We start from the raw sequence: 21,187 nt of genomic DNA on the forward strand, positions 1-21,187 counted from the left end.
AGATCATGGTGTCGCAGATAGCATTTCTCAACCGCCAAGCACTTTTCCTACGACCGGATCCCACACGCGTCGTGGTGCGGCCCTTCAAGCCGGCCACGGAACCGCGAGATCTCAAACCGACCGACAAGACGCGTGCCAATCATATCGTGGATCGTGTGCTCGGCCTAGACGTCGAGGTCGCGAAGCAGCAACTTGCAGAGGTCCTCGAAAACTTCGAGGGCCGACACCGCAATCTGCTGGCGACGTTCGAAAAGCGCGCTTATGAAATGGAAGAGGCGTTCGCACCCCATATTACTTTCACCAAGGAGCAACGCCAACTCGTCGGTGCCTACTTCATGCACGAATATTCCTTCGAGGCATCCGCTCTTTTCAACCCGAGCATTGTCGCCCATGCGGATCAATCAGGGGTCCCCAGCGGCAGCAAGCGCTTTGTCTTGAGCCTGCGTGCGGTCGGCGAAGGACATGTTTCGTCTCTCACCTTTCGATCGGGAATTGTCGACCAGAATGGCACCGTGGACATTGAACCCACGGCGCGACTTGCGTCCATTCCCGTTGTTGAAAATCCCCTATCCATATCTCCCGACGAGCCTTTGGAACTGACGTTTTTCTCCGAGCACCCAATCAGTGAGAGGGTGATTTTTCCGATTACCGCCGCGCAGTCGAACGGCATCGAAGATGCTCGCTTCGTTGAGTTCGAAGAGGCTGGGCACAAAACCTATTACGCCACCTACACGGCCTATAATGGCAGAGACATTCGCTCTGAACTCCTCGAGACCAGAGATTTTCTGTCGTTCCGGATGACTCCTCTCATGGGGACAGCTGCCAAGAACAAGGGGATGGCTTTATTCCCGCGGAAAATCGACGGCCAGTTTGCAATGATCGGTCGTCAGGACAACGAAAACCTTTATCTCATCCGTTCCGATGACCTCCACGTCTGGAATGGCGGCAAGATCATTCTTGGGCCGAAATTTCCGTGGGAATTCGTGCAAATGGGCAATTGCGGATCGCCGATCGAACTGGACGAGGGTTGGTTGCTTCTGACCCATGGGGTAGGTCCCGTGCGAAAATACGCCATCGGCGCAGCCCTTCTCGACAAGAGCGATCCGTCCAAGGTGCTCGCCCGCTCGAAAGAGCCGCTCGTTCACCCGGAGCCTTCGGAACGCGAGGGATATGTTCCGAACGTCGTCTACACGTGCGGCGCGATGCGCCACAACGATCAGATCGTACTACCTTACGCCATCTGTGACACGTTCTCGAACTTCTCGACGATCAAGATCGCCGACCTACTGGACACGCTGACCGGCTGACTCTCTGCATTGGGTTATCATCGTTTGGTGCCGACACGGGAGCCAGGCAACATCAAACGGCCGCAATGCCGCGGTACACGACAGCTGCACTGCGATGCCGCCCCAAGGGGCGATACCATTGGCGAGTTTGCCAGAGGTAGTCGCCGTCAATCAATCCCGAAATCACGACCTTTATGGAGCAAGCCTCAAGACGGCTTGAATTGTTCTTTTGAAATCTCCACGCCGAAATTCTACTCCGTCTGCCAGCAGCCGTGCTCGAGCCACCGCGGATACAGCAGTAGTTTCGAGCTCGCAGAACCTAATGAGACGATATGAACAATATATGGTTTCAGCCCGAGAAGCCGCCCAAGCCGGTGACCGGGTCGAGGCGGAGAACCTTTATCAGCACGCTGAACACTTCTATCGCACGGCAGCCCTGGAGAAAGCCGGCACGTAACGATGATCGCGGAAACAATGTCATCCATGGATCGAGGCTCGGACGAAAAAGCCTGGCTAACCCTCGAAGACGTCGTGACCGAAGCGGGCTTCGAGCATATTTCATTACCGAACGCGGACGAGGCTATCCGTGCTTTGGAAAAAGACTCGGCTCGCTTTTGTGCCCTGATAACCGACGTAAGGATGCCAGGAGAAATGGACGGTTGGGATTTGGCGCGACGGGCGCGGGAATTGAATCCGATCATGCCAGTGATCTATATGACCGGGGACAGCGCCAAGGGATGGGCAGCTTAAGGCGTTCCGAGTAGCGTTCTGCTCCAGAAGCCCTTTCGTCCATGCGCAGCTCGTGACGACATTAACCACTCTGCTGAACGATGCTGCCAAGAGCGGGATTGGCCAACAGCGCGTCAGCATGAAAGACGGGGATCGCTCGGGCGCTCAATCTTTTTGCTTGGCCTCCTCGGCGGCGCTGTGCCAACGGCTGCGGTCTGCCTGCCGTCCCGGCCTTTGCCCGGCCGGCGGTCTCCTCACCGCCATTCGCAATCTATCGTCGGGTGGCCACTCGACCGCGTCGTCCTGCTATCGCTGTCGCCGCTTCCTGCAAGCGGTCGTTCATTGCGATCCGTTCATTGAAAGCAGGCGGCCTTCCTCGTCGCGTTTTTAGTACGGATAAATACCTCGTGTTCAGTCGTGGCGGGCGTTTAATTCCTCTCGGCTGGCCGTCACATAAGAATTCTCTAGCACCCTTATCATTAGACTGCTAACGTACACTATCGGGAGCGGCCATTGGGTTTCGCTCCCGTCAAAGGATCCCAAAAATGCTAACTACTGTTTTTCGGCCGTTGCACGACCGGGTTGTCGTGCGTCGTATCGAGGCCGAGGTAAGACCAAGGGTGGGATTATCATTCCGGACACCGCCAAAGAAAAGCCAGCTGAAGGCGAAATCATTGGCGTTGGCTCTGGTACCCGCGACGAAAGTGGCAACCTTAACCCGCCTGACGTGAAAGTCGGCGACCGCATCTTGTTCGGCAAGTGGTCCGGCACCGAGATCAAGTTCAACGGCGAGGACCTGTTGATCATGAAGGGAAGCCGACGTCATGGGCGTGATCGCATAACTTCCGAGCGCATTGTTTTCTCGTTTTCATGAAGTCCATAGGGCGAGGAGCCCGGGAGTTTTTCAATGTCTGCCAAACAAATCATATTCGGCCGTGATGCACGCGAAAAGCTGCTGCGTGGCGTCGATATTCTCGCTGACGCGGTCAAGGTGACGCTGGGGCCCAAGGGCCGCAACGTGGTGATCGACAAGTCCTACGGCGCGCCGCGCATTACCAAGGACGGCGTCACTGTCGCCAAGGAAATTGAACTCGACGACAAACTGGAGAACATGGGCGCCCAGATGGTGCGCGAAGTGGCATCAAAAACCAACGATGTTGCCGGCGACGGCACGACCACTGCAACTGTTCTTGCTCAAGCTATCGTTCGCGAAGGCGGCAAGGCCGTTGCTGCCGGCATGAACCCGATGGATCTGAAGCGCGGCATCGACCTTGCCGTCGCAGCCGTCGTCAAGGACCTGCTGGCCAAGGCCAAGAAGATCAATACGTCGGAGGAAATCGCCCAGGTTGGTACTATTTCGGCCAATGGCGAAAAGGAAATCGGTCAATATATCGCCGACGCGATGCAGAAGGTCGGCAATGAGGGTGTGATCACCGTCGAGGAAGCCAAAACCGCTGAAACCGAACTCGAGGTCGTCGAAGGCATGCAGTTCGACCGCGGCTACCTGTCACCCTATTTCGTCACTAATGCCGAAAAGATGGTCGCTGAGCTGGAAGATGCCTACGTGTTGCTGCACGAGAAGAAGCTTTCCAATCTTCAAGTTATGCTGCCGATCCTTGAAGCTGTCGTCCAGACCGGCAAACCCTTGCTGATCATTTCCGAAGATGTCGAAGGCGAAGCGCTTGCGACGCTTGTCGTCAACAAGCTGCGTGGCGGCCTGAAGATCGCTGCCGTCAAGGCGCCCGGTTTCGGTGACCGCCGCAAGGCGATGCTCGAAGATCTCGCCATCCTGACCGGCGGCACGGTCATTTCCGAAGACCTCGGCATCAAGCTGGAAACCGTTACGCTTGACATGCTTGGCCGCGCCAAGAAGGTCTCGATCACCAAGGAAGCGACCACAGTTGTCGATGGTGCGGGCACTAAGGCCGATATCGAAGGCCGCGTTGCCCAGATCAAAGCGCAGATCGAGGAAACAACGTCTGATTACGACAAGGAAAAGCTGCAGGAGCGACTTTCCAAGCTTTCCGGCGGTGTCGCCGTGATCCGCGTCGGCGGTTCGACGGAAGTCGAGGTCAAGGAAAAGAAGGACCGCATCGACGACGCGCTGAACGCAACCCGCGCCGCTGTCGAAGAAGGCATCGTTCCCGGCGGTGGGACGGCACTGCTGCGTGCCTCGATCGTCCTCGATATCAGGAGCGAGAACGACGACCAGAATGCCGGCATCACCATCATTCGCAAGGCCCTGCAGTCGCTGGTACGCCAGATTGCCGAAAATGCAGGTGACGAAGGCTCGATCGTGGTCGGCCGTATCCTCGAAAGTAACACCGACAATTTCGGTTACAACGCCCAGACGTCTGAGTACGGCGACATGATCGCCATGGGTATCGTTGATCCGGTCAAGGTTGTTCGGACAGCCCTGCAGAATGCGGCTTCCGTTGCCGGCCTTCTCGTGACGACAGAAGCAATGATTGCGGACCTTCCTAGAAAGGACGGTGCAGGCGTCGGCGTGCCTGATACAGGCGGAAGGATGTAACGCTTATTCTGAAATTTGGATCAGTGACCCCATCTATGAGGAGAGAGAATCCCATGGCCCTGCAGAACAGCAAGAGATCAATATTCCAGCGTTTCAGTTCGTATCAGCCCTCCAAGACCATTCTTGTGTGGGCATGTGTGGCGACGGCGGTCGCGACCATCGTCGTCGGCTTTAACTGGGGTGGCTGGGTGACCGGCGGATCTTCACTCCAGGCAGCGACGGCTGCGGGCAAGACGGCCCGTGGAGAGCTTGCATCAGCCATATGCGTCGAACGCTTCAAGGCTGCACCGGACGCCACCGGAAAACTGACCGAGTTCAAGGCTCTTTCAGATAGCTACAAAAAGCGTCAGTTCATCGAAACGGGGGGGTGGGCATTCATGCCGGGGCAAACATCGGTCGACAGTAGTGTCGCCGAAAGCTGCAGCGCGGCGCTCTCCGTTTAGGGCCGTGCTTGATGCTCCCCTAGCTTGGGCGCTCCTGCGGGAGCGCCTCGTTTGCCTCCCTCACTTCGTACCCCCGGAACGATTGTCATAATCACCTGATGATACCGAAAATCCCACGTATAGATGGCAGACAGCGCGAGGACATAAATCTTCTGGCATCATCACCGGGATATGTCTGGGCACCAAAATGCCGGTCGAATGAGGGACGCCTTTATTCTCTCCGCTCGGCTACATCAGTAGGACCTACAATCAAGCTCTTGAAAGGACTCGATCCATCGACCCTATCTTCAGCCTCCCTGCCAGGGGTGAACAAATGATCCGCATCTGACCTGCCGTCGTGGCTCTCTTTCCTTGATCAAGAACTCACGATCTGAGTGCCTTCTTGACTGCGTCGATGAGTACGGATCCCGCAAAGGGCTTCCGCAAATATGCGATGCACCCGGCCTGCTCTGCCTCAGTCTGCAGGCGCGTGTCTTCCAGTGCGGTGATGAAGATTGTCGGCAGCTTCGCTCCGTCCCCTTTCAACTTGCGCTGCAGTTCGATGCCGGACATGCCTCCGAGATCGATGTCGAGCACGAGACAGTCGATTGGCGTTTTCGGGTCGTGAAGGAGAAAAGCTTCCGCCGATGCATATTCGACAGCCGCAAATCCGTAGGCATTGAGGAGCCGACCGACGCTTCGACGTAGGCTCGCATCATCATCGACTACAGCGACAGTGCGGCGAAGCTTTCCCACCTCATGCCCTCATGCGTGACAGTGCGCGAGATACGCAATTACGCCCATTGTAGGCGTGTCGGCTGTCGCTTGATATTGCCCTAAGGGGAAGATTGTTCGATCACTTCGACAGCGCAGTACGACCGATGTCGGCGGCGAGCGATACCACCTCGGCCAGAGACCTTGCTTGGAGCTTCTCCATGACCTGATGGCGATGCACCTTCACCGTCCGCTCCGATATACCAAGGGCATACGCAATCTGCTTGTTGAGATGGCCACGGATGATCAACCCAAAGACTTCGGCTTCACGCGCGCTCAAGCTCGCAACCAAGGCTCTCAGTGCCTGTAGACGCTCGTGTTCGGCACGGAACTTTTCATATTGTGTCAACGCGCGTTCAATCGTTTCGATCAGGACCGAGACCGAGCCAGGCTTTTCCAGAAAGTCATGAGCCCCCGCCTTCATAGCCTCGACGCTGGCCTTTATGTCTCCTTCGCCCGTGAGGAATATGATTGGCAAAAGCGGCGCCTGCTCGCACAGTTGGCGCTGTATTTGCAGGCCAGACTGGCCGGGCATCTGTAGGTCAAGGAGAACGCAGCCCGGCTCGGAGCCTGGAAGATGGGCGAGAAACTGATCTCCGGACTCATACGCTTCGACCGTTAGGCCATAGGCGGAGAGCAGGCGTGCTGTCGCAGTTCGATAGGATTCGTCGTCATCGACGATATGGACGACCGGTTTCATCACCCTTGCTCCCTTCGAGCAAGAGGTAGGACCACGCGAAAGATGGCCCCGCCTTCAGGTCGGTTTTTAGCCGAGATCGAGCCGCCATAGGTCTCGACAATGGCGCGTGCTATGGAAAGACCCAGTCCGGTGCCCGCCTGCTTGGTCGTGTAGAACGGCTCGAAGATGCTGGACAGCCTCTCTTCGGGAATGCCGTTGCCTGTATCAACGACACAAAGCTCCGCCTTCTCGTTCGCCACTCCTGTCGCAAAGGTGAGCATTCTTTTGGCTGGAACGTCCAACATGGCGTCCATGGCATTGGTGGCGAGATTGAGAACGACCTGCTGTACATGGACCTTGTCCGCCCTTACCGGCAAAACCGCCGTCGGTCGATTTGTACTTAGCGTGATCCCCCTGCGTTCGGCCTCGCCATGAATGATATGGATTGCGCTCGAAGCCACATCGTTCAGGTCGAACTCCTGCCAATCGATCTCGCTTCTCTTCTTGAGCAATCCTCTCATCCGGCCAATGATGTCGCCCGCACGCTGATCGTCCTCCTGGATGTCGAGCAGGATCTGCTGGATCAACTCAAGATCCGGGTTGCCGCTTCGCAGCAGCACCGACGCCGCCTCGGCATTGTTTCGGATGGCCGCAAGGGGCTGGTTCAGTTCGTGGGCGACCGACGAGGACAAGGCGCCGGCCGTTGCGGACTGGTTGAGATGGACAGCTTCGAGCAGGTGAAGGCGTGACCTGCTCTCCGCATCGCGGCGACGGCGTCGCTCGAGCAGCAATGCTGCGATGACGCCCGCCTGTATCAAAACCAGGCCGAACGTCGCCGCTGCCGCCAACCAGTGTTCTTCCCAGAGGCTCTTTTCCTTGTGCATCTGAATGGTGCCCGCGGGCAGATTCACCTCCGAAAGCCCCCAACGCCGGAGCTGCCGGGCATCCACGACATATGTCTGAATTGCTTGAATATCCGAGGCCGCCCGGCCGGCAATGAGATCAAGGACTAGGTCTCCGACGGTGCGGCCCAAAGTGTCAAAGGTGACGGTATTGCCCCCGACCACGCCGTAGCCGATGTAGGTCTGGTAGGGGCCATAGACAGGTGCGTTGGCGGTTGCTGCGATCTGCCTGATCGCCTCACGCGGGACGAAATTTCGCCCTGCCCGATCTTTGAACACCGTCAACGCCAGGATAATGCTGTCGGAGGGGACATGGGAGGCACGTTCGATGAATTCGTCGATCGTCAAATCTTCAAGGTATGTCGTTTCGTATGACTTGGAGAACTCGTCTAGGTCGACGCGCGCCGTCGCCAACCATCCTCGGTCGAACTCCGAGGATCCGCCGATGATGTAGAGGTGACGGGCGCTGGGCTGCAGGTCGCGGGCCATTTGCGCCGTCTTCAGAATGTCGAATGTCGTGAACGCTCCGATCACGTCATCTGGTAGGTCGATGTTCTCGGCGGTGGCGTTGCCGAAGCCTGCCGCGACGATCTTCGCATCGGGAGCGATCGTCCCACGGTTCGTCGATATCAAGCTGGCAGACTCCTTGCCGAGTGCCACGACTACATCCGGACGGCGAGAGGCGTACTTTTCCGCCATATAACGTACCATGCGCGCGACGTGCTCCGCTTCCGGAAACCGCGACAGATCCAGGAATTCCGAAAACAGGTCGATCCTGCCGTCTGTGGCTTCCAGCAATCGGGTTCGCAACGCCTCTCCGGCAACGGTCGTCGCCACGAGCCTCTCGTCATATGGGTAGAGAATGAGAACCCGTGGAACCCGATCAACGATTGCGTGCGACGTCTCCGAGGCGATGGCGCCGCAGTTCGCAGCGATCAGCAAAACCCACGCCAGCAAGACACCAGCGCACCGCAATCCGCCTGCCCCATGGCCCAAAGCCATTGGTCGTCCCCCCAAAACTGTGAGACGATAACACCTTTTTGGTGTGGCGTCATCTGATGCAAGCACCACTGTTGATTGCCGCCGGAGTTCTCGATTCCCCAAAGGGCAATATCGGTGGGGGAACGCATTCGGTAGACTTGGAAAGCGCTGGTGGAATGCAACTCGCCGGGCGCGGACTCTCACTTATGGGGGTACATCTAAAGTTTAATGTCCGCCACCTCGTCAACTTGGCACGGAACACAATCTCGATCGTCATCGGAGCACTTTTCCTTGCGGCTTCTGCACAGGCCCAGAGCGATCCGCTGCCCTCGTGGAACGATACCGCGCCCAAGGCAGCTATCGTCTCCTTTGTCGAGAATGTTTCCAAGCAAGGTTCGCCGGACTTCGTCCCGGAACCCGAACGCATTGCGGTGTTCGACAACGACGGCACGCTCTGGGTCGAGCATCCCATGTACACCCAGTTGGCCTTCGTCCTGGACCGCGTGAAGACGCTCGCTCCGCAGCATCCGGAATGGAAAAACGTCCAGCCGTTCAAGGCAGTGCTCGAAGGCGATATGAAAACACTTGCCGCATCAGGCGAAAAGGGCCTTCTCGAGCTCATCATGGTCACCCATGCGGGAATGACAAACGACGATTTCCAGAAGGTCGTCACGGACTGGCTTTCCACGGCACGCGATCCGCGGTTCAAGCGACCCTACACCGAGCTCGTCTACCAGCCGATGGTCGAGCTGCTTTCCTATCTGCGCGCCAACGGCTTCAAGACCTTCATCGTATCCGGGGGCGGCGTGGAGTTCATGCGGCCATGGACGGAGAAGGTTTACGGCGTCCCGCCGGAGCAGATCATCGGTTCCTCGATCAAGACGCAGTTCAAGATGCAGGACGACACGCCGACCCTCTATCGTCTGCCGGAAGTCAACTTCATCGACGACAAGGCTGGCAAGCCAGTCGGGATCAACGAGCAGATCGGCCGCCGGCCGATTGCCGCTTTCGGCAATTCTGATGGCGATCTCGAAATGCTGCAATGGACAACGATGGCGGGAGCGCCTGCGCGTCTCGGCATGCTCGTTCACCATACCGATGCGGAGCGCGAATACGCTTACGACCGCAAGACCGAATTCGGCAGCCTCGACAAGGCGCTCGACGCGGCCGCAATAACTGGCTGGACCGTCATCGACATGAAAGCCGACTGGAAGCAGATGTTCAAGGACTAAGGAGGATGCGCCTCGCGGCTGGGCGTTCCAAAGCCTTGTGACAGCAGATTCCAAATGGGTTCATCAGGCGACGGGCATGCCGCCCGTCCCGACTGGGAGGATATCGCCATGAACATCGATAGTTTCGCTACGTTGGTCTTTGCCGGAGGTTTCGCGATCACGACCTCTGCCCTTGCGCAGGACACCCCGAAGAAGCCGCACGTACCGCTCGAAAAGTCTATTGGGATAGTTACGCCAACCGGTCCGGTGCCGTCGCTGGCGGTCATCAATTCGGCCGGAGCGAAGATCGAAAACGGCAAGCTCGTTCTGACGGTGTCTCCGCAAACTCGATCGTCTTTGCTGACCGGCCGGTGCGAGCCGCCGGTCATGTGGCAACCGAACAGTTCATCATGCAATGGGACGACGGCAAGGATAATTTCGCCGTCGATCCGCCGAATGCGACTGTGTCGGTGCTGGGCGGCGATGGATCGGACGTCAGCGACGCCGTCGTGACGCTCAAGGCTCCGAAACTCGATGGCACGACGCTGACCTTCGACATCACCATTCTGGAGGGTAGCCTAAGCGGTGTGTCTGGGCCGGCCGCGCTGTTCATCGATCACTTCGGGGGTGGAGGAGGATTTGGCGGCGGGGGCTTCGGTGGCTTCCATGGCGGCGGCTTTGGCGGCGGCAGCTTCGGGGGCGGCGGATTCCACGGCGGAGACTTCGCGGGAGGTAATTTCCGCGGCGACTTCCGTGGAGACGACGTGGATATCGGCGACACGAACATCAATCGTGTCGGGGGCACCTATTGGCACGCACCCGTCTATCACGGCGCGTGGTATCGCGGTGCTCCGGTCGCAGCGGGCGTGGTGGCCGGTGCGGCCATTGGGGCCGCTGCAGTCCGCCCCTACTATCCCTACTACAACGACCAGCAATGCGGCTACTATCCGTACCCGCCTTGCTATTGATCTTCAAAGGGAGACGCCAGTTTGGCCGCGTTTCCCTCTCTTCCCAGCAGGAGACAGGCCTGATGCCGGCGGGCCACACCCTTCGGTATTCCGCCTCGCTCGCAACTCCCAATAGGTGGTTCGTATTGCGGGAATCCACTTGCTGTCACATAGTCTCCCTCGGAAGCAGTGCTGGATTCAAACGAGATCGGGGGATTCTCATGAAGGCCATTCACTTGCATGCGATTGTCCTGCTAGCTGGCATCTCTTTAGCATCGAGCGGCAATGCCACCGATATCACACCGCTCACGCCGGAAGCGAAAACGGTCGAGACCCAAAGCGGCTGGGAGTTCACGGTCGCTCCATATTTTTGGGCTGCCGGAATTTCCGGGGATGTACGGCAATTCGGACTTCCCGAGGTCGGCATCGATGCCGATTTCGGCGACATTTTCGACAATCTCGACTTCGCATTCATGGCGACTGCCGAAGCAAGATATGATCGCTACAGCATCGTCGGCGACATGATCTACGTAAAGCTGGGTGCCGATGCGCACACGCCCCGCGGCATCTTTGCCGACAGCGTCGGCGTGACATCGGAGACCTTTGCAGGGCTTCTCGGCGTGGGTTACGCCGTGCTCGAAGATCAGAATGGTCACCTTGACGTGTTCGGCGGTATGAAAGTGTGGTCAGTCGAGACCGACATCTCTTTTAACGGCGGACTTTTGGCCGGCGTGGAGCGGGATGACAGTGCCACGTGGGTGGACGCCGTTGTCGGCCTGCGCGGGAATTACTTTTTCACCCAGGAAATCTATCTCACAGGATGGGGTCTGGTGGGCGGTGGCGGCGCCGACCTCGACTGGGATGTTGGCCTCGGCCTCGGTTATAAGTTCAACGACACCATCTCGGCTGTCGCCGGATACCGGGCACTAGGCGTCGACTACGAGAACGACGGGTTTGTCTTCGACGTCGTCCAGCACGGACCCATTATCGGTGTATCCTTCCACTTCTAGCGCTGCTGCAGCCAAGGTACTCGTTTGTCACCGTGCCGCTGAACGTCATGCTCGCTCTGTGAAGCCTAATGTCCTGCAGTAGCCGGAAAAGCGACGCCATCAGGAAACAGAGAGTAAGCGATGCGCCGCTCACACCTTGGCAGCATAATTCCGAGAATCGACGCTATGGCAACGATGCATCAACAGCAGAGCATGAGCAGCGCGAGCCGCTAGCGTTTTGCGAGGCGGGTCCATGCCCAGCCACAGCTACACACCAGACGCCGAGTCCGACGTGCGCCGCGACGACCGGCCAAAAAGCGATACCGGAGATACCGTGGCGAAGCCACCCAAGTGTGAGTGTGGCGGCCACGGCGAAATTGTAGAACAGCATCGCTATGCCCAATCCCCTGGCAGCATTGCCTTCTAAGTCATCCCGCGCAAACCAGCAAGCGACGGCCAGGCTCAGTACTGCTGCTCCAGCAACACGGGCGGCCGTGGTGCCGACAGGCGTGTCTGGCACGGCCCCGAGGAGCACCTCGATCAACAGCGCGGGAGCCAGCAGCAATGCCACCCTCGTGACCGCTTCAACCACGCCTGTTACCGATAGCAGCAGCCTTACATTTGCACCTATCGTTTCAAACATGCCGCCCCCACTACTGCCCGAGCTTGAAGGTCAGCTTGTCGATCTTGCCGGTGAATTTGAATGGAGCGTCGTACCGATATTCGATCATGGTGACCCCTGTGCGCGTGTCCTGTCCAACGTCGAAGCTTTCGTCCTCCGGAAAGGTAACCGGGGTCGTATGGTCCAGCGAGTTTGTCGCCACCTCCTTGCCGTCCACCGACAGGATGCCGCTACCGCCCTTGCCGAGGCCCGGACCATCGGACTTGAACTCGAAGACGATTTGATGCTTGCCGGGTTCCAGTTCCGGCCCTTCCCACATCGTGCGCTTGAGGTCGAGAAGGTTGTAAAGAAACACAACCTTGCCCCGTCCGACGCCGAAGTCGCCTTTGCTAAGAAACAGACCATAACCGCCGAACCGTCCGCCCTCGGTCACGATCATGCCGTCCGCACCGCCTTCGGGTATCTCGACCTCGGCCGTGATCGTATAGGACTTGTTGAGGACACTCGGTGCAGCGCTGGGCGGCACACCGCTCAGTGCCCCCGAATAGGTGAACTCGGTTCGCCCGGCCGTCAGGTTGGGGCGCGGCGTGTTCCAGCGGGAAAGCGTCGAATTGTCGAGCGGCAGCACGTCGTACTTCTTCGCCTCGGAATAGAAGAGGTCCTGCATCTGCTTGAGCTTGTCGGGCATCTTGGCGGCCAGGTCGCTGAACTGGGTCGGGTCATCGTTGACGTTGTAGAGTTCCCAGTTATAGCCGGTGATGACGTCGGGCGGCGTGGCGGTGCTCAGCTCCCACGGCCGGGTTGCTGGCGTCGTCGCTGCCACCCAGCCATTGTCGTAGATGGCGCGATTGCCGAGCATCTCGAAATATTGCGTCGTATGCCGGGTGGGAACATCGGCATTTGCCTTGTCCCATGTGTAGGCCATGCTCACCCCTTCGACCGGCTTCTGAGCAATGCCGTTGATCGTCTCGGGTGCCGGGATGCCGGTGGCTTCGAGGATGGTCGGCACGACGTCGATCACGTGCGAGAACTGGCGGCGGATACCGCCCACATCAGTGATGTGGCCGGGCCAGGACATCACCACCCCTTGCGAGGTTCCGCCGAAATGCGACGGCACCTGCTTCACCCACTTGAACGGCGTGTCCATCGCCCAGGCCCAGGCCGCGGCAAAGTGCGGGAATGTCCGTTCCGATCCCCAGAACGGATACCAGAGTAACTGGTCCTTCACCGGCACCGGGATGCCGTTGAAAGTGGTAAACTCGTTCGGCGTGCCATTCAGCATGCCCTCCGCGCTCGCGCCATTGTCGCCGCCGATATAGATGATCAGCGTGTTGTCGAGTTCGCCGAGGTCGTCGACGGCCTGAATGACTCGGCCGATCTCATTGTCGGCATAGGCAAGGTAGGCGCCGTAGATATCCGCCTGCTTGATGAAGAGTTTTCTCTCTTCCAGGTCCAGTGCATCCCATTCCGGCAGTTCCTTTGGCCACGGCGTCAGTTGCGCATTCTCGGGCATGATGCCGAGCCGCTTTTGATTGGCGAAGATCGTTTCGCGCAGCTTGTTCCACCCTTCGTCGAAGAGGTGCATATCGCTGATCTTCTTGACCCATTCCGGTGTGGGATGATGCGGCGCATGCGTGGCGCCGGGCACGTAATAGACGAGCCAGGGCTTTTCGGGAGCGATCTCCTTCAATTGCTTCATGTAGTGGATGGCTTCGTCAGCCATCGCCGTTTCCAGGTTCCAGCCTGGATTGCCTTCAAATGGGTAGATGGCCGTCGTGTTGCGGTAGAGGTTAGGCTGCCATTGGCTGGCGTCGCCGCCGACGAAACCGTAGAAATATTCAAAGCCCATTCCCGTCGGCCATTGATTGAACGGCCCTGCCTGGCTCGACTGATAGGACGGGGTATTGTGGTTCTTGCCGAACCACGATGTCGCATAGCCGTTCTCCTTGAGGATCGTGCCTATGGTGCCTTTCTCGACCGGGATGATGGAATCGTAGCCCGGATAGCCGGTCGCAATTTCGCCGACGACACCGGCGCCGACCGAATGGTGGTTCCGCCCGGTGATCAACGCGGCCCGCGTCGGCGAACAGAGCGATGTCGAATGAAAATTGGTGAAACGCAGACCTTGGTTTGCAATGCGGTCCATCGCAGGGGTCGGAATGACGCCGCCGAATGTGCTCGGCGCGCCAAATCCCTGATCATCCGTCATGATCAACAGCACGTTCGGCGCGCCTTTCGGCGGAACGACGCGCGGCGCCCACCAGGGCTGTGACTCGGAGGCCTTCTCCTTGATCACCCCGCCAAATTCCGGCGTGGGCGTCGGAAGCTGCTTGCCGTCGAGAGTGGTCGTCGCTCCCGGCTCTCCCGATACGGCCTGCGCGAATGCCGCCGGACAGCCGAACCCGGTCAAGGCAGTGAAACCCAGCGCGGCAATCAAGCTGCGAGAGATATGCAATACACGATGGCGACGCATGGAACCCCTCCTCTTGGCCAGGCGAAGCAGCGTCTGTGGCGAAGTACAGAACCAGTATTCGCTCGTTCGAGCACAACGGTCGGAAACCATGAAGGCGTCCGGCGAGAATGAACCTGAGCAATCGTTGGCAGCGCTTCTATTCCCGGACACATGCAACCGTATGCCATACCGTGCCTGATTGCCGCCCGACTGTATAGTAGAATACCGTATGATACGGGTGCCCTCGGCAGCCGAGCTCCACAGGGACGTCAGGGATCTTGGCGGAACTTGCTTTCTGAGGTTGGATGATGCCACGCAAAGAGCTCGTCGATCCGGCTTTGTTTGTGGCCGTTGACGATGGCGGCGAGCGTGCTGGTCAGGTAAAGGCGATCAAGGACGCCAGGAACTGATAGGTGAACGACAGAGCGGACGCCGCTAGGCGCGTCCGCTCCGAAGTCGTTACGAAACTGCGCGCGTCAATCGCGACCAGTCTTCATTTCCCGGACCTGCTGCATGACCTGCTCCAGATTGTAGCTTGCAGGGCTCTGAAGCGGCGGGAAAGCGATATAGGTCTCGAGATGCTTCAGCCACAACTGCTGACCGATGGGCAGGATGTTCCAGTCGTAGACATAGGCGGTGGACGGCGAAGCGATGGCGCCGCCCATACCGAAGAGTGTCTTGATCTGCTGTCCGACCGAGGTCTCAAACGGATCGCGCTTGATGTTGACGACCTGCGTCCAGGCGTACGGCCTCACCCCGTCAATGAAGCCAGCCGGATCGTCGGAGACCATGGCGAAGTACATCTTCCAGTTCTTGTAGCGGACAGCCGACGGCTCCTTGCCGGAATAATACAAGAAACTGTCGCGCGCGGATGGAGACTTGCCTTCCAGGTAGTCACGTTGATCGATGCCGTCGAGCGTCGTCTTGACAATCCCGGGATACGTACCCGCCTCGATCTCTTTCTTAAGACCATCGCCCTTCGGACCGCCCGCGATGTTGACCAACGTCGGCAGCCAGTCGAGCGCCGAGAACATCTCGTTCTTCACCGTGCCGGGCTCGATGTGCCCCGGCCAGCGAACCACAAGCGGCACCCGCATGCCGCCTTCCCAGGTGCTGAGCTTTCCGCCCTTGAACGGGGTGGTGCCACCGTCCGGGAATGTGATCGTCTCGGCGCCGTTATCGGTGGTGAAGACGATGATCGTGTTGTCGAGTTCGCCAATCTCCTCGAGCTTCTTCAAAACGTAGCCGATGTTGTCGTCCATCTGCTTCATGCCGGCTTCATTGACGCCCCAGTCCTTTCCGCCGACTTCGCCCACCATGTTCAGATACTTGTCGGGCAGCACCGTCGTAATGTGCATGCGGGCCGGGTTGTACCAGACGAAGAAGGGCTTTTTGGTTTTCTCGGGGTCATTCCTGTCAAGGAAATCGATGACTTTGCCTGAAATCTCTTCGTCAATCGTCTTGGAGCGTTCAAGCGTCAGCGGGCCCTCATCCTTGCATGTCTGGTTGGCCGGCGACCCGTCGGAGGATGTGCACGCGAGCATCGGACGCGGCGGCGTAAGGCAGGTCGTGGTCTTGGCGTCCACGGACGCCGGGTCTTCCGTTAGGCCGGGGACCGGTGTGTTTCTGCAAGGGGGGGCGATCCCCTGCTCCGTCGCGGTCTTGTTGATGTCGGGAAAGCTCACGCCCTGCATGGCATCAAGGTGATAGAGGTAGCCCCAGAATTCCTGGAACCCGTGTGCCGTCGGCAGGGATTCGGTGGTATCTCCGAGATGATTCTTGCCGAACTCCCCTGTCGAGTAACCGAGATCATACAGGAACCTGGCGAGGTGAGGCGTGCCGGCCCGCAGGTAGGACGGGCTTCCGGGAATCTCCGGCAGAACCATGCCGACGCGCACAGGCTGCATGCCGGTGATGAACGCGGTCCGCCCGGCCGTGCAGCTCTGCTCGGCATAGTAAGTCATGAACTTCGCCCCTTCCCGGCCGATACGGTCGATATTGGGCGTTTCACCGACTGCGAGACCTTGATGATAGATGCTCGGCTGCATCCAGCCGATGTCGTCACCCATGATGAACAGGATGTTGGGCTTCCTGGTCTCCTGCGCCTGAATTGCCGCCGTGCTCGCCAACAGGCTGCCTGCGACCGCCATTGCTGCTGTTATCAACTTTGTAGTCCGTCTCATTTCGAATGCCTCCCTCAGGGGGTCGCCACACGGACGACCAAGGTTGGTTGAAAGACGAGTAGAATCAGGAGAGGGTGTCGGCGACGTCTAATTTGCCGAATGACAAATCGGACAGATCATTTCGATAAAAACGCGGCTGTCGTCCCTCGCGCGCAGTCACCCTCGACTTGCCGAAGAGGGCATGTCCACTCTTCAATCCATTGTCTACATTGTATTAGCACTATCAGATATTGCCCTTTGGGGAATCCGTCGGGACGAGGCTACGAATTGCCAGTAACAGGGGCCGTTCACGCCGTATTTCTGCTACCGCATCGCGACCTCCCTAAAGGACAATAGGCAGCAGCCGCGACCGCGTGTCATAAGTTGGCTGCAGGGACGTTCTAGCGATGGACAGTGCCGTGGGCGCAGTGGACACAAATGGTACGGGATTTGGGAGCTTTGCCTGGGTGCCTGCCCGAACGTTCACCATGGGATCGGATAGGCACTATCCTGAGGAGGCCCCCGCCCATCCGGTAAAGGTTGACGGCTTCTGGATGGACGTGACGCCCGTGACCAACCGTCAGTTCGCAGCGTTCGTCAAAGCTACCGGTCATGTCACCGTCGCAGAAAAGACCCCAAACGCGTCAGACTATCCCGGCGCCATTCCCAGCATGCTGCGCGCCGGATCGCTGGTGTTCACTCAGCCGAAAACCGTCGTCGGCCCTGACATTAGACAATGGTGGTCGTTCAAGTTCGGCGCCGACTGGCGGCATCCTTATGGCCGCCGCAGCGATATCCGCGGGAAGCTCGACCATCCGGTCGTCCACGTTGCCTATAGCGACGCCCTAGCGTATGCCCACTGGGCCGGGAAGGACCTGCCGACCGAGGCCGAATGGGAGCTGGCCGCTCGCGGCGGTCTCGAGGACGCCGAATTCGCATGGGGTGACGAATTGATCCCCGGCGGAAGACTCATGGCCAACATCTGGCAGGGTGCGTTTCCCACAGTGAGCGCAAAGCCCGCGGGAGGGGATAGAACATCACCCGTGGGCTCGTTCCCGGCGAATGGCTACGGCATCCACGACATGATCGGCAACGTCTGGGAATGGACGTCGGATTTCTGGTCGACCCGCCACTCGGAGCCTGCGGCGGAATCATGCTGCATTCCCCGGAATCCGCGGGGCGGCGATCGAGACGCGAGCTTCGATCCCCGCGAGCCGGAAATTCGGATTCCGAGGCGGGTGCTGAAGGGCGGATCGCATCTTTGCGCGCAGAACTACTGTCGGCGTTACCGTCCCGCCGCCCGCCATGCGGAACCAGAAGACACGTCGACTAGCCATGTTGGGTTCCGATGCGTCACGCGAGTCCTGAAGGACTAAGCGGGGCGCTCGGGTGGGTATGGTCACGTCGATCTTGGCATGGCATGGGCGCCAAATGGAAGGGCGCTTCTGGACATGATGTCAGAACGCCTCGGTCGGAGGCGGCGGCGTTTCCGAGCGGATTCGGATATGCGGTGCAAGATATCGCCCAGTGCGGCACGTTAGGTGGCGCGAGTGCCTACAGCCCCTTAACTGCCTTCACGGAATTTCTACAGGCTAAGCGCTTGATGCGACGATCTTGGAGGAAAGACGACCGCAATCGAGGCATGCAGAACGCCGCGTGAGTGCAGATAGGGTCAGTAGCCGTTAATGCCGCTGCCACGAACTGGGACAATCCCGGCGCGGGTCGCGTAGGAATTATTCTCTGTGCCGGTAGTTGCGCATCCTGAAAGCGTACAGAGTAATATTGCAGCCGCGACTATATGCTTTGTAGGCATGGCACATCTATCGAGCGTGGCGTAATCTGCTCGCTTCGGAAGCCTGCGCAGCAGCGATTGCTTCAGGTTGGATATGTTCACCAAAGCCAGCCCCCCCCCCATCAAGAACATGAGAAAAACAAAGCTGATCACGCTGACGGCTACTGGAGCGGCATTGGGAAGCTTGGCAGAATATTTGTAGGAGTGGCAGTCATATCCGGTCCTTCCGATTCATGCGCCCGGGGCGGCATTGACCCGACAAAAGCGTGTTTCCACACCAGCTCCGTTCAACGGTTGCCATCAAGCCGGAATTGCTTCGGCGTCGAGTTGGGCGGACCGGCTTTGGCTCGACCGGCTGCGCCTCGCGCAATTGACGCAAGCGCGCAGTCTTCCGGGTCTGGTCAGCCCTCTCCGTTTCGATGATCTGCCGCGCGATCTCACTCGTGGTCGCGGCCTTGTCTCGTGCCGAATTTTTTCGGGCTTGAAAAATGCCTGCTTCGTCATGGTCATGACAATCTTCTTTCAGTCTGGCGCTCGGACGCATCCAAGAAGTCGGGTTGGATCAAAGCCGTCAGAGCTCGGTCCAAAAACAAAAAGGCCGGGCGCTAACCCGACCTCGCAGTCACTCCGTTCTGCTGCCGGTACATCCGTGGTCAGCGGGGCGAGTGAAAACTTTAAGCTGCCTGAAGATTTTCGGCGGAGCTTTTGCCGGACTTGCGGTCCTGAACAACCTCGTAAGGAGATCTCCTCGGGCTCTTGGAGGATGCGGTAAGGGCGTCAGCCGCGCGCCACTGGGTTAGCGGGGTTTATTGGCAGCAAGTCATTGCAATACCCGGACCGCGCCCCATATCCCATCATAGAGGTATCCGGAACAAAAGAGCCCTTCATAGGCAAAGACGCGCTGTACCCCGGCACCTTGCAGAGCAGTTTTTTCCAGCGATCCTGAACAGCATGGACGCGTCCGCAAGGGATGACAGCAATGGCTGTCGTCCGCCTGCGGACTTTAAAGAGCGCGCCGAAGATACAGCCTGAAAAGACATCTGACCCAGACCCGATGTGAGCCCGACGTGCCTATCCCGCCGATAACAGGTGTCGTGCCCAAGAGTTTCCGGCAGGAGCCGGAGTAAACGATTTCTGGAGAGACCTCGATGCCCCTGATCTTCCCCAATAAGAGCCGTAGTTTCGACGAGGGCCGCGATGGGGTTCGTTTCTCCGGCTATGACGGCATGTTCGAGGTGCGATTTCTGATCGAGACGAGCGCGCTGCGCTCCATCTCCCAGACGAGCCGAACCGAAGCCGAATGCCTGAGCGCCTTCGACGCGGCGCGCCCCGCCATTCTGGAGGCAGCATCCGGTGTCTACGGCCGCGGCGGTAAGGACCGATACACGCTGACGGAGAAGGATGTCCACCGCTAGGCATGTCCCGCAACAGTTCGCGGCGGTCTCATGCGACATGCATGGAGACAGCGGCCTGAAGAGTGGCAAGCCAGTCTGAAGGCCGTAGCGTGTCTTGCTTTTACACCCGGGATGAACCGGACACGGAGATGAGCAATGTCAGTCGATAGAAAACATCTGAGCGTAGTGGACGATGCCCCGCGAGCTCGGCCCCAGGACGTTGATCTCGAGACGGCGGTTTATGATGCGCTTGCCCATACGGGCGATCTCGACCCCAGCTATATATTCGTGACGGCGCGCGGCGGAGACATCACGCTTGCCGGCTGGGTTTCCATCAGCGAGGAAATCTGGCTCGCCGAAGAAGCCACTTTGCGAACGCGTGGCGTGCGCAGCGTTCATAACGAGCTGACGCGCGATCTCTAGCGCACTCTTTCATCTCGGCGCGGCTGCGCGCCGACTTCCGGCCAAGGTCGAAGCCAGCCGGAGGCGAGGAGCCCGGCCCTGCGCCGGGTTCCACGTTGCCGGGTGCGGGCCGACAGCCAGCCCAGAACCGCCCCCACGCAAGCGACCGATGGATAAGCGATGCGCAAGAGAATAGACGAGACCACCAGACCCGCCCTCTCCACCACAGGCCGGCATGCCAATGCGAATGAGAGCCGTCCTGCCCAAAGCCCCTCCGCCAGGGAAATGATCGCCGAAGCCGAGGCCGCCCGCACAACGTTGGATGCGGACATCGATAAAGCGTCTTCGGCTGACACGCCCGGAAAAGACAAGGACCAGGCGGGCGACAGGACGTCGGCGCGCAGCCCGCTTCCGACCATTGAGGAACTGGAACAGGCCCGTGACGACCACAGCAGAAAGATCGCCGGAAGAGAGGCGGACGCGGCAGGAAGACTGCGCGCAGCGCGCGGCGGTTCGTTGCCCAAGCAGCCGCGGAAGCCACGATCATGATCTCGATACCTTTGTTCGGTGACAGCAGGCCGAACGTAAGGATGACGGAACGGTTCCCGAAGCCGAGTTTAGCTTTTGCCACATCAGGCTCGCTGAAAGCAATATCCGGGATCCCATCAGAGATCACGTCGATCTTCTCCATCTGGACGCCGTAGACCTGACGCAATAGCGACCGGCCCTTTTCCGCCATCACAACGACTTTCGCGGATATCTCGATGATCCGAGTGAGAACACGACGTTGCGCAGGGTTGGGTTTCGCCAGCACCGAGAGGTGGCTCGGTTTGTCTGAACAGTTTCGGGCGTTTCGCTAAGTGGATTTCCGCCTCGATTATGCCGCCACCATCATTGGTGCCAGCGCGTT

17 protein-coding genes and 3 pseudogenes are annotated in these 21,187 nt (G+C 58.9%); 13 read left to right on the plus strand and 7 right to left on the minus strand.

Features of this window, described 5'->3' with window-relative positions:
* The first annotated feature begins 8 nt into the window (after positions 1 to 8).
* The 6 genes and pseudogenes from FHT93_RS34765 to FHT93_RS34790 all read left to right on the plus strand — a co-directional run bounded on the left by FHT93_RS34765 (position 9) and on the right by FHT93_RS34790 (position 4,991).
* Positions 9 to 1,307: a glycoside hydrolase family 130 protein gene (locus FHT93_RS34765; protein ID WP_029616593.1), complete on the plus strand. Its 1,299-nt coding sequence runs from the start codon at positions 9 to 11 to the stop codon at positions 1,305 to 1,307.
* Between the two features lie 301 nt (positions 1,308 to 1,608).
* On the plus strand, positions 1,609 to 1,743 hold the full coding sequence (locus FHT93_RS34770) for a DUF4167 domain-containing protein (RefSeq protein WP_112542234.1): 135 nt from the start codon (positions 1,609 to 1,611) through the stop codon (positions 1,741 to 1,743).
* A 2-nt stretch (positions 1,744 to 1,745) separates the two neighbouring features.
* Positions 1,746 to 2,036 (plus strand): response regulator, encoded by a 291-nt coding sequence (locus tag FHT93_RS34775; RefSeq protein ID WP_246781797.1) that lies wholly within the window; start codon positions 1,746 to 1,748, stop codon positions 2,034 to 2,036.
* Positions 2,037 to 2,560: 524 nt separating this feature from the next.
* A pseudogene (locus tag FHT93_RS34780) lies at positions 2,561 to 2,857 on the plus strand (co-chaperone GroES).
* A gap of 65 nt (positions 2,858 to 2,922) precedes the next feature.
* A complete protein-coding gene (gene groL, locus FHT93_RS34785) occupies positions 2,923 to 4,548 on the plus strand; it encodes a chaperonin GroEL (protein WP_018116019.1) in 1,626 nt (541 codons plus the stop codon).
* A gap of 53 nt (positions 4,549 to 4,601) precedes the next feature.
* The gene (locus FHT93_RS34790; RefSeq protein ID WP_018116018.1) at positions 4,602 to 4,991 is read left to right on the plus strand and encodes a hypothetical protein; all 390 of its coding nucleotides are present in this window, start codon (positions 4,602 to 4,604) and stop codon (positions 4,989 to 4,991) included.
* Positions 4,992 to 5,354: 363 nt separating this feature from the next.
* On the opposite strand, the gene FHT93_RS34795 is transcribed toward FHT93_RS34790, so the two are convergent.
* From FHT93_RS34795 to FHT93_RS34805, 3 genes are all read right to left on the minus strand, one after another.
* Positions 5,355 to 5,726 (minus strand): response regulator, encoded by a 372-nt coding sequence (locus FHT93_RS34795; protein WP_018116017.1) that lies wholly within the window; start codon positions 5,724 to 5,726, stop codon positions 5,355 to 5,357.
* A gap of 100 nt (positions 5,727 to 5,826) precedes the next feature.
* Positions 5,827 to 6,444, minus strand: coding sequence for a response regulator transcription factor (locus tag FHT93_RS34800; protein ID WP_183851385.1), 618 nt, complete (start codon positions 6,442 to 6,444; stop codon positions 5,827 to 5,829).
* Complete coding sequence (locus tag FHT93_RS34805; protein ID WP_183851386.1) at positions 6,444 to 8,327, minus strand: HAMP domain-containing sensor histidine kinase; 1,884 nt, start codon at positions 8,325 to 8,327, stop codon at positions 6,444 to 6,446. Before FHT93_RS34805 ends, FHT93_RS34800 begins: the two co-directional genes overlap by 1 nt.
* 185 nt (positions 8,328 to 8,512) lie before the next feature.
* Between FHT93_RS34805 and FHT93_RS34810 the strand changes: the two genes are divergently transcribed.
* The 3 genes and pseudogenes from FHT93_RS34810 (at position 8,513) to FHT93_RS34820 (ending at position 11,474) form a co-directional block, all read left to right on the plus strand.
* On the plus strand, positions 8,513 to 9,538 hold the full coding sequence (locus FHT93_RS34810; RefSeq protein ID WP_183851387.1) for an HAD family hydrolase: 1,026 nt from the start codon (positions 8,513 to 8,515) through the stop codon (positions 9,536 to 9,538).
* Positions 9,539 to 9,646: 108 nt separating this feature from the next.
* A pseudogene (locus tag FHT93_RS34815) lies at positions 9,647 to 10,485 on the plus strand (hypothetical protein).
* Between the two features lie 200 nt (positions 10,486 to 10,685).
* Positions 10,686 to 11,474, plus strand: a complete 789-nt coding sequence (locus FHT93_RS34820; protein ID WP_183851388.1) for a hypothetical protein — start codon at positions 10,686 to 10,688, stop codon at positions 11,472 to 11,474.
* A gap of 163 nt (positions 11,475 to 11,637) precedes the next feature.
* Here the strand turns inward: FHT93_RS34820 and FHT93_RS34825 are convergent, their stop codons facing one another.
* The 3 genes from FHT93_RS34825 to FHT93_RS34840 all read right to left on the minus strand — a co-directional run bounded on the left by FHT93_RS34825 (position 11,638) and on the right by FHT93_RS34840 (position 16,677).
* Entirely contained in the window at positions 11,638 to 12,096 is a 459-nt protein-coding gene (locus tag FHT93_RS34825; protein ID WP_246781798.1) for a hypothetical protein, read from the minus strand.
* A gap of 10 nt (positions 12,097 to 12,106) precedes the next feature.
* Positions 12,107 to 14,548: an arylsulfatase gene (locus FHT93_RS34830; RefSeq protein WP_183851389.1), complete on the minus strand. Its 2,442-nt coding sequence runs from the start codon at positions 14,546 to 14,548 to the stop codon at positions 12,107 to 12,109.
* A 455-nt stretch (positions 14,549 to 15,003) separates the two neighbouring features.
* On the minus strand, positions 15,004 to 16,677 hold the full coding sequence (locus tag FHT93_RS34840; RefSeq protein ID WP_018116008.1) for an arylsulfatase: 1,674 nt from the start codon (positions 16,675 to 16,677) through the stop codon (positions 15,004 to 15,006).
* Positions 16,678 to 17,096: 419 nt separating this feature from the next.
* Here FHT93_RS34840 and FHT93_RS34845 point away from each other — a divergent pair, with 419 nt between their 5' ends.
* From FHT93_RS34845 to FHT93_RS34860, 4 genes are all read left to right on the plus strand, one after another.
* Positions 17,097 to 18,065, plus strand: coding sequence for a formylglycine-generating enzyme family protein (locus tag FHT93_RS34845; protein ID WP_029616589.1), 969 nt, complete (start codon positions 17,097 to 17,099; stop codon positions 18,063 to 18,065).
* 1,564 nt (positions 18,066 to 19,629) lie between these two features.
* On the plus strand, positions 19,630 to 19,896 hold the full coding sequence (locus FHT93_RS34850) for a DUF1488 domain-containing protein (RefSeq protein ID WP_018116005.1): 267 nt from the start codon (positions 19,630 to 19,632) through the stop codon (positions 19,894 to 19,896).
* Between the two features lie 135 nt (positions 19,897 to 20,031).
* Positions 20,032 to 20,298, plus strand: coding sequence for a BON domain-containing protein (locus FHT93_RS34855; protein WP_018116004.1), 267 nt, complete (start codon positions 20,032 to 20,034; stop codon positions 20,296 to 20,298).
* A gap of 159 nt (positions 20,299 to 20,457) precedes the next feature.
* A complete protein-coding gene (locus tag FHT93_RS34860) occupies positions 20,458 to 20,826 on the plus strand; it encodes a hypothetical protein (protein ID WP_113210953.1) in 369 nt (122 codons plus the stop codon).
* Here the strand turns inward: FHT93_RS34860 and FHT93_RS35840 are convergent.
* Positions 20,813 to 21,094 (minus strand): annotated as a pseudogene (locus FHT93_RS35840) (glycosyl transferase family 1); the annotation flags it as partial. The gene FHT93_RS34860 and the pseudogene FHT93_RS35840 sit on opposite strands and share 14 nt — an antisense overlap.
* Between the last annotated feature and the right edge of the window lie 93 nt (positions 21,095 to 21,187).

Source organism: Rhizobium sp. BK379 (genome assembly GCF_014193955.1).
Classification (GTDB): Bacteria; Pseudomonadota; Alphaproteobacteria; order Rhizobiales; family Rhizobiaceae; genus Rhizobium.

Bases quoted from the DNA above. Each gene is read 5' to 3' on its own strand.
- FHT93_RS34840 (WP_018116008.1), bottom strand. From the start codon at position 16,677: ATGGCGGTCGCAGGCAGCCTGTTGGCGAGCACGGCGGCAATTCAGGCG.
- FHT93_RS34830 (WP_183851389.1), bottom strand. From the start codon at position 14,548: ATGCGTCGCCATCGTGTATTGCATATCTCTCGCAGCTTGATTGCCGCG.
- FHT93_RS34850 (WP_018116005.1), top strand. From the start codon at position 19,630: ATGCCCCTGATCTTCCCCAATAAGAGCCGTAGTTTCGACGAGGGCCGC.
- groL (WP_018116019.1), top strand. From the start codon at position 2,923: ATGTCTGCCAAACAAATCATATTCGGCCGTGATGCACGCGAAAAGCTG.
- FHT93_RS34820 (WP_183851388.1), top strand. From the start codon at position 10,686: ATGAAGGCCATTCACTTGCATGCGATTGTCCTGCTAGCTGGCATCTCT.
- FHT93_RS34825 (WP_246781798.1), bottom strand. From the start codon at position 12,096: ATGTTTGAAACGATAGGTGCAAATGTAAGGCTGCTGCTATCGGTAACA.
- FHT93_RS34770 (WP_112542234.1), top strand. From the start codon at position 1,609: ATGAGACGATATGAACAATATATGGTTTCAGCCCGAGAAGCCGCCCAA.
- FHT93_RS34800 (WP_183851385.1), bottom strand. From the start codon at position 6,444: ATGAAACCGGTCGTCCATATCGTCGATGACGACGAATCCTATCGAACT.
- FHT93_RS34775 (WP_246781797.1), top strand. From the start codon at position 1,746: ATGATCGCGGAAACAATGTCATCCATGGATCGAGGCTCGGACGAAAAA.
- FHT93_RS34855 (WP_018116004.1), top strand. From the start codon at position 20,032: ATGTCAGTCGATAGAAAACATCTGAGCGTAGTGGACGATGCCCCGCGA.
- FHT93_RS34805 (WP_183851386.1), bottom strand. From the start codon at position 8,327: ATGGCTTTGGGCCATGGGGCAGGCGGATTGCGGTGCGCTGGTGTCTTG.
- FHT93_RS34845 (WP_029616589.1), top strand. From the start codon at position 17,097: ATGGACAGTGCCGTGGGCGCAGTGGACACAAATGGTACGGGATTTGGG.
- FHT93_RS34810 (WP_183851387.1), top strand. From the start codon at position 8,513: ATGGGGGTACATCTAAAGTTTAATGTCCGCCACCTCGTCAACTTGGCA.
- FHT93_RS34790 (WP_018116018.1), top strand. From the start codon at position 4,602: ATGGCCCTGCAGAACAGCAAGAGATCAATATTCCAGCGTTTCAGTTCG.
- FHT93_RS34860 (WP_113210953.1), top strand. From the start codon at position 20,458: ATGCGCAAGAGAATAGACGAGACCACCAGACCCGCCCTCTCCACCACA.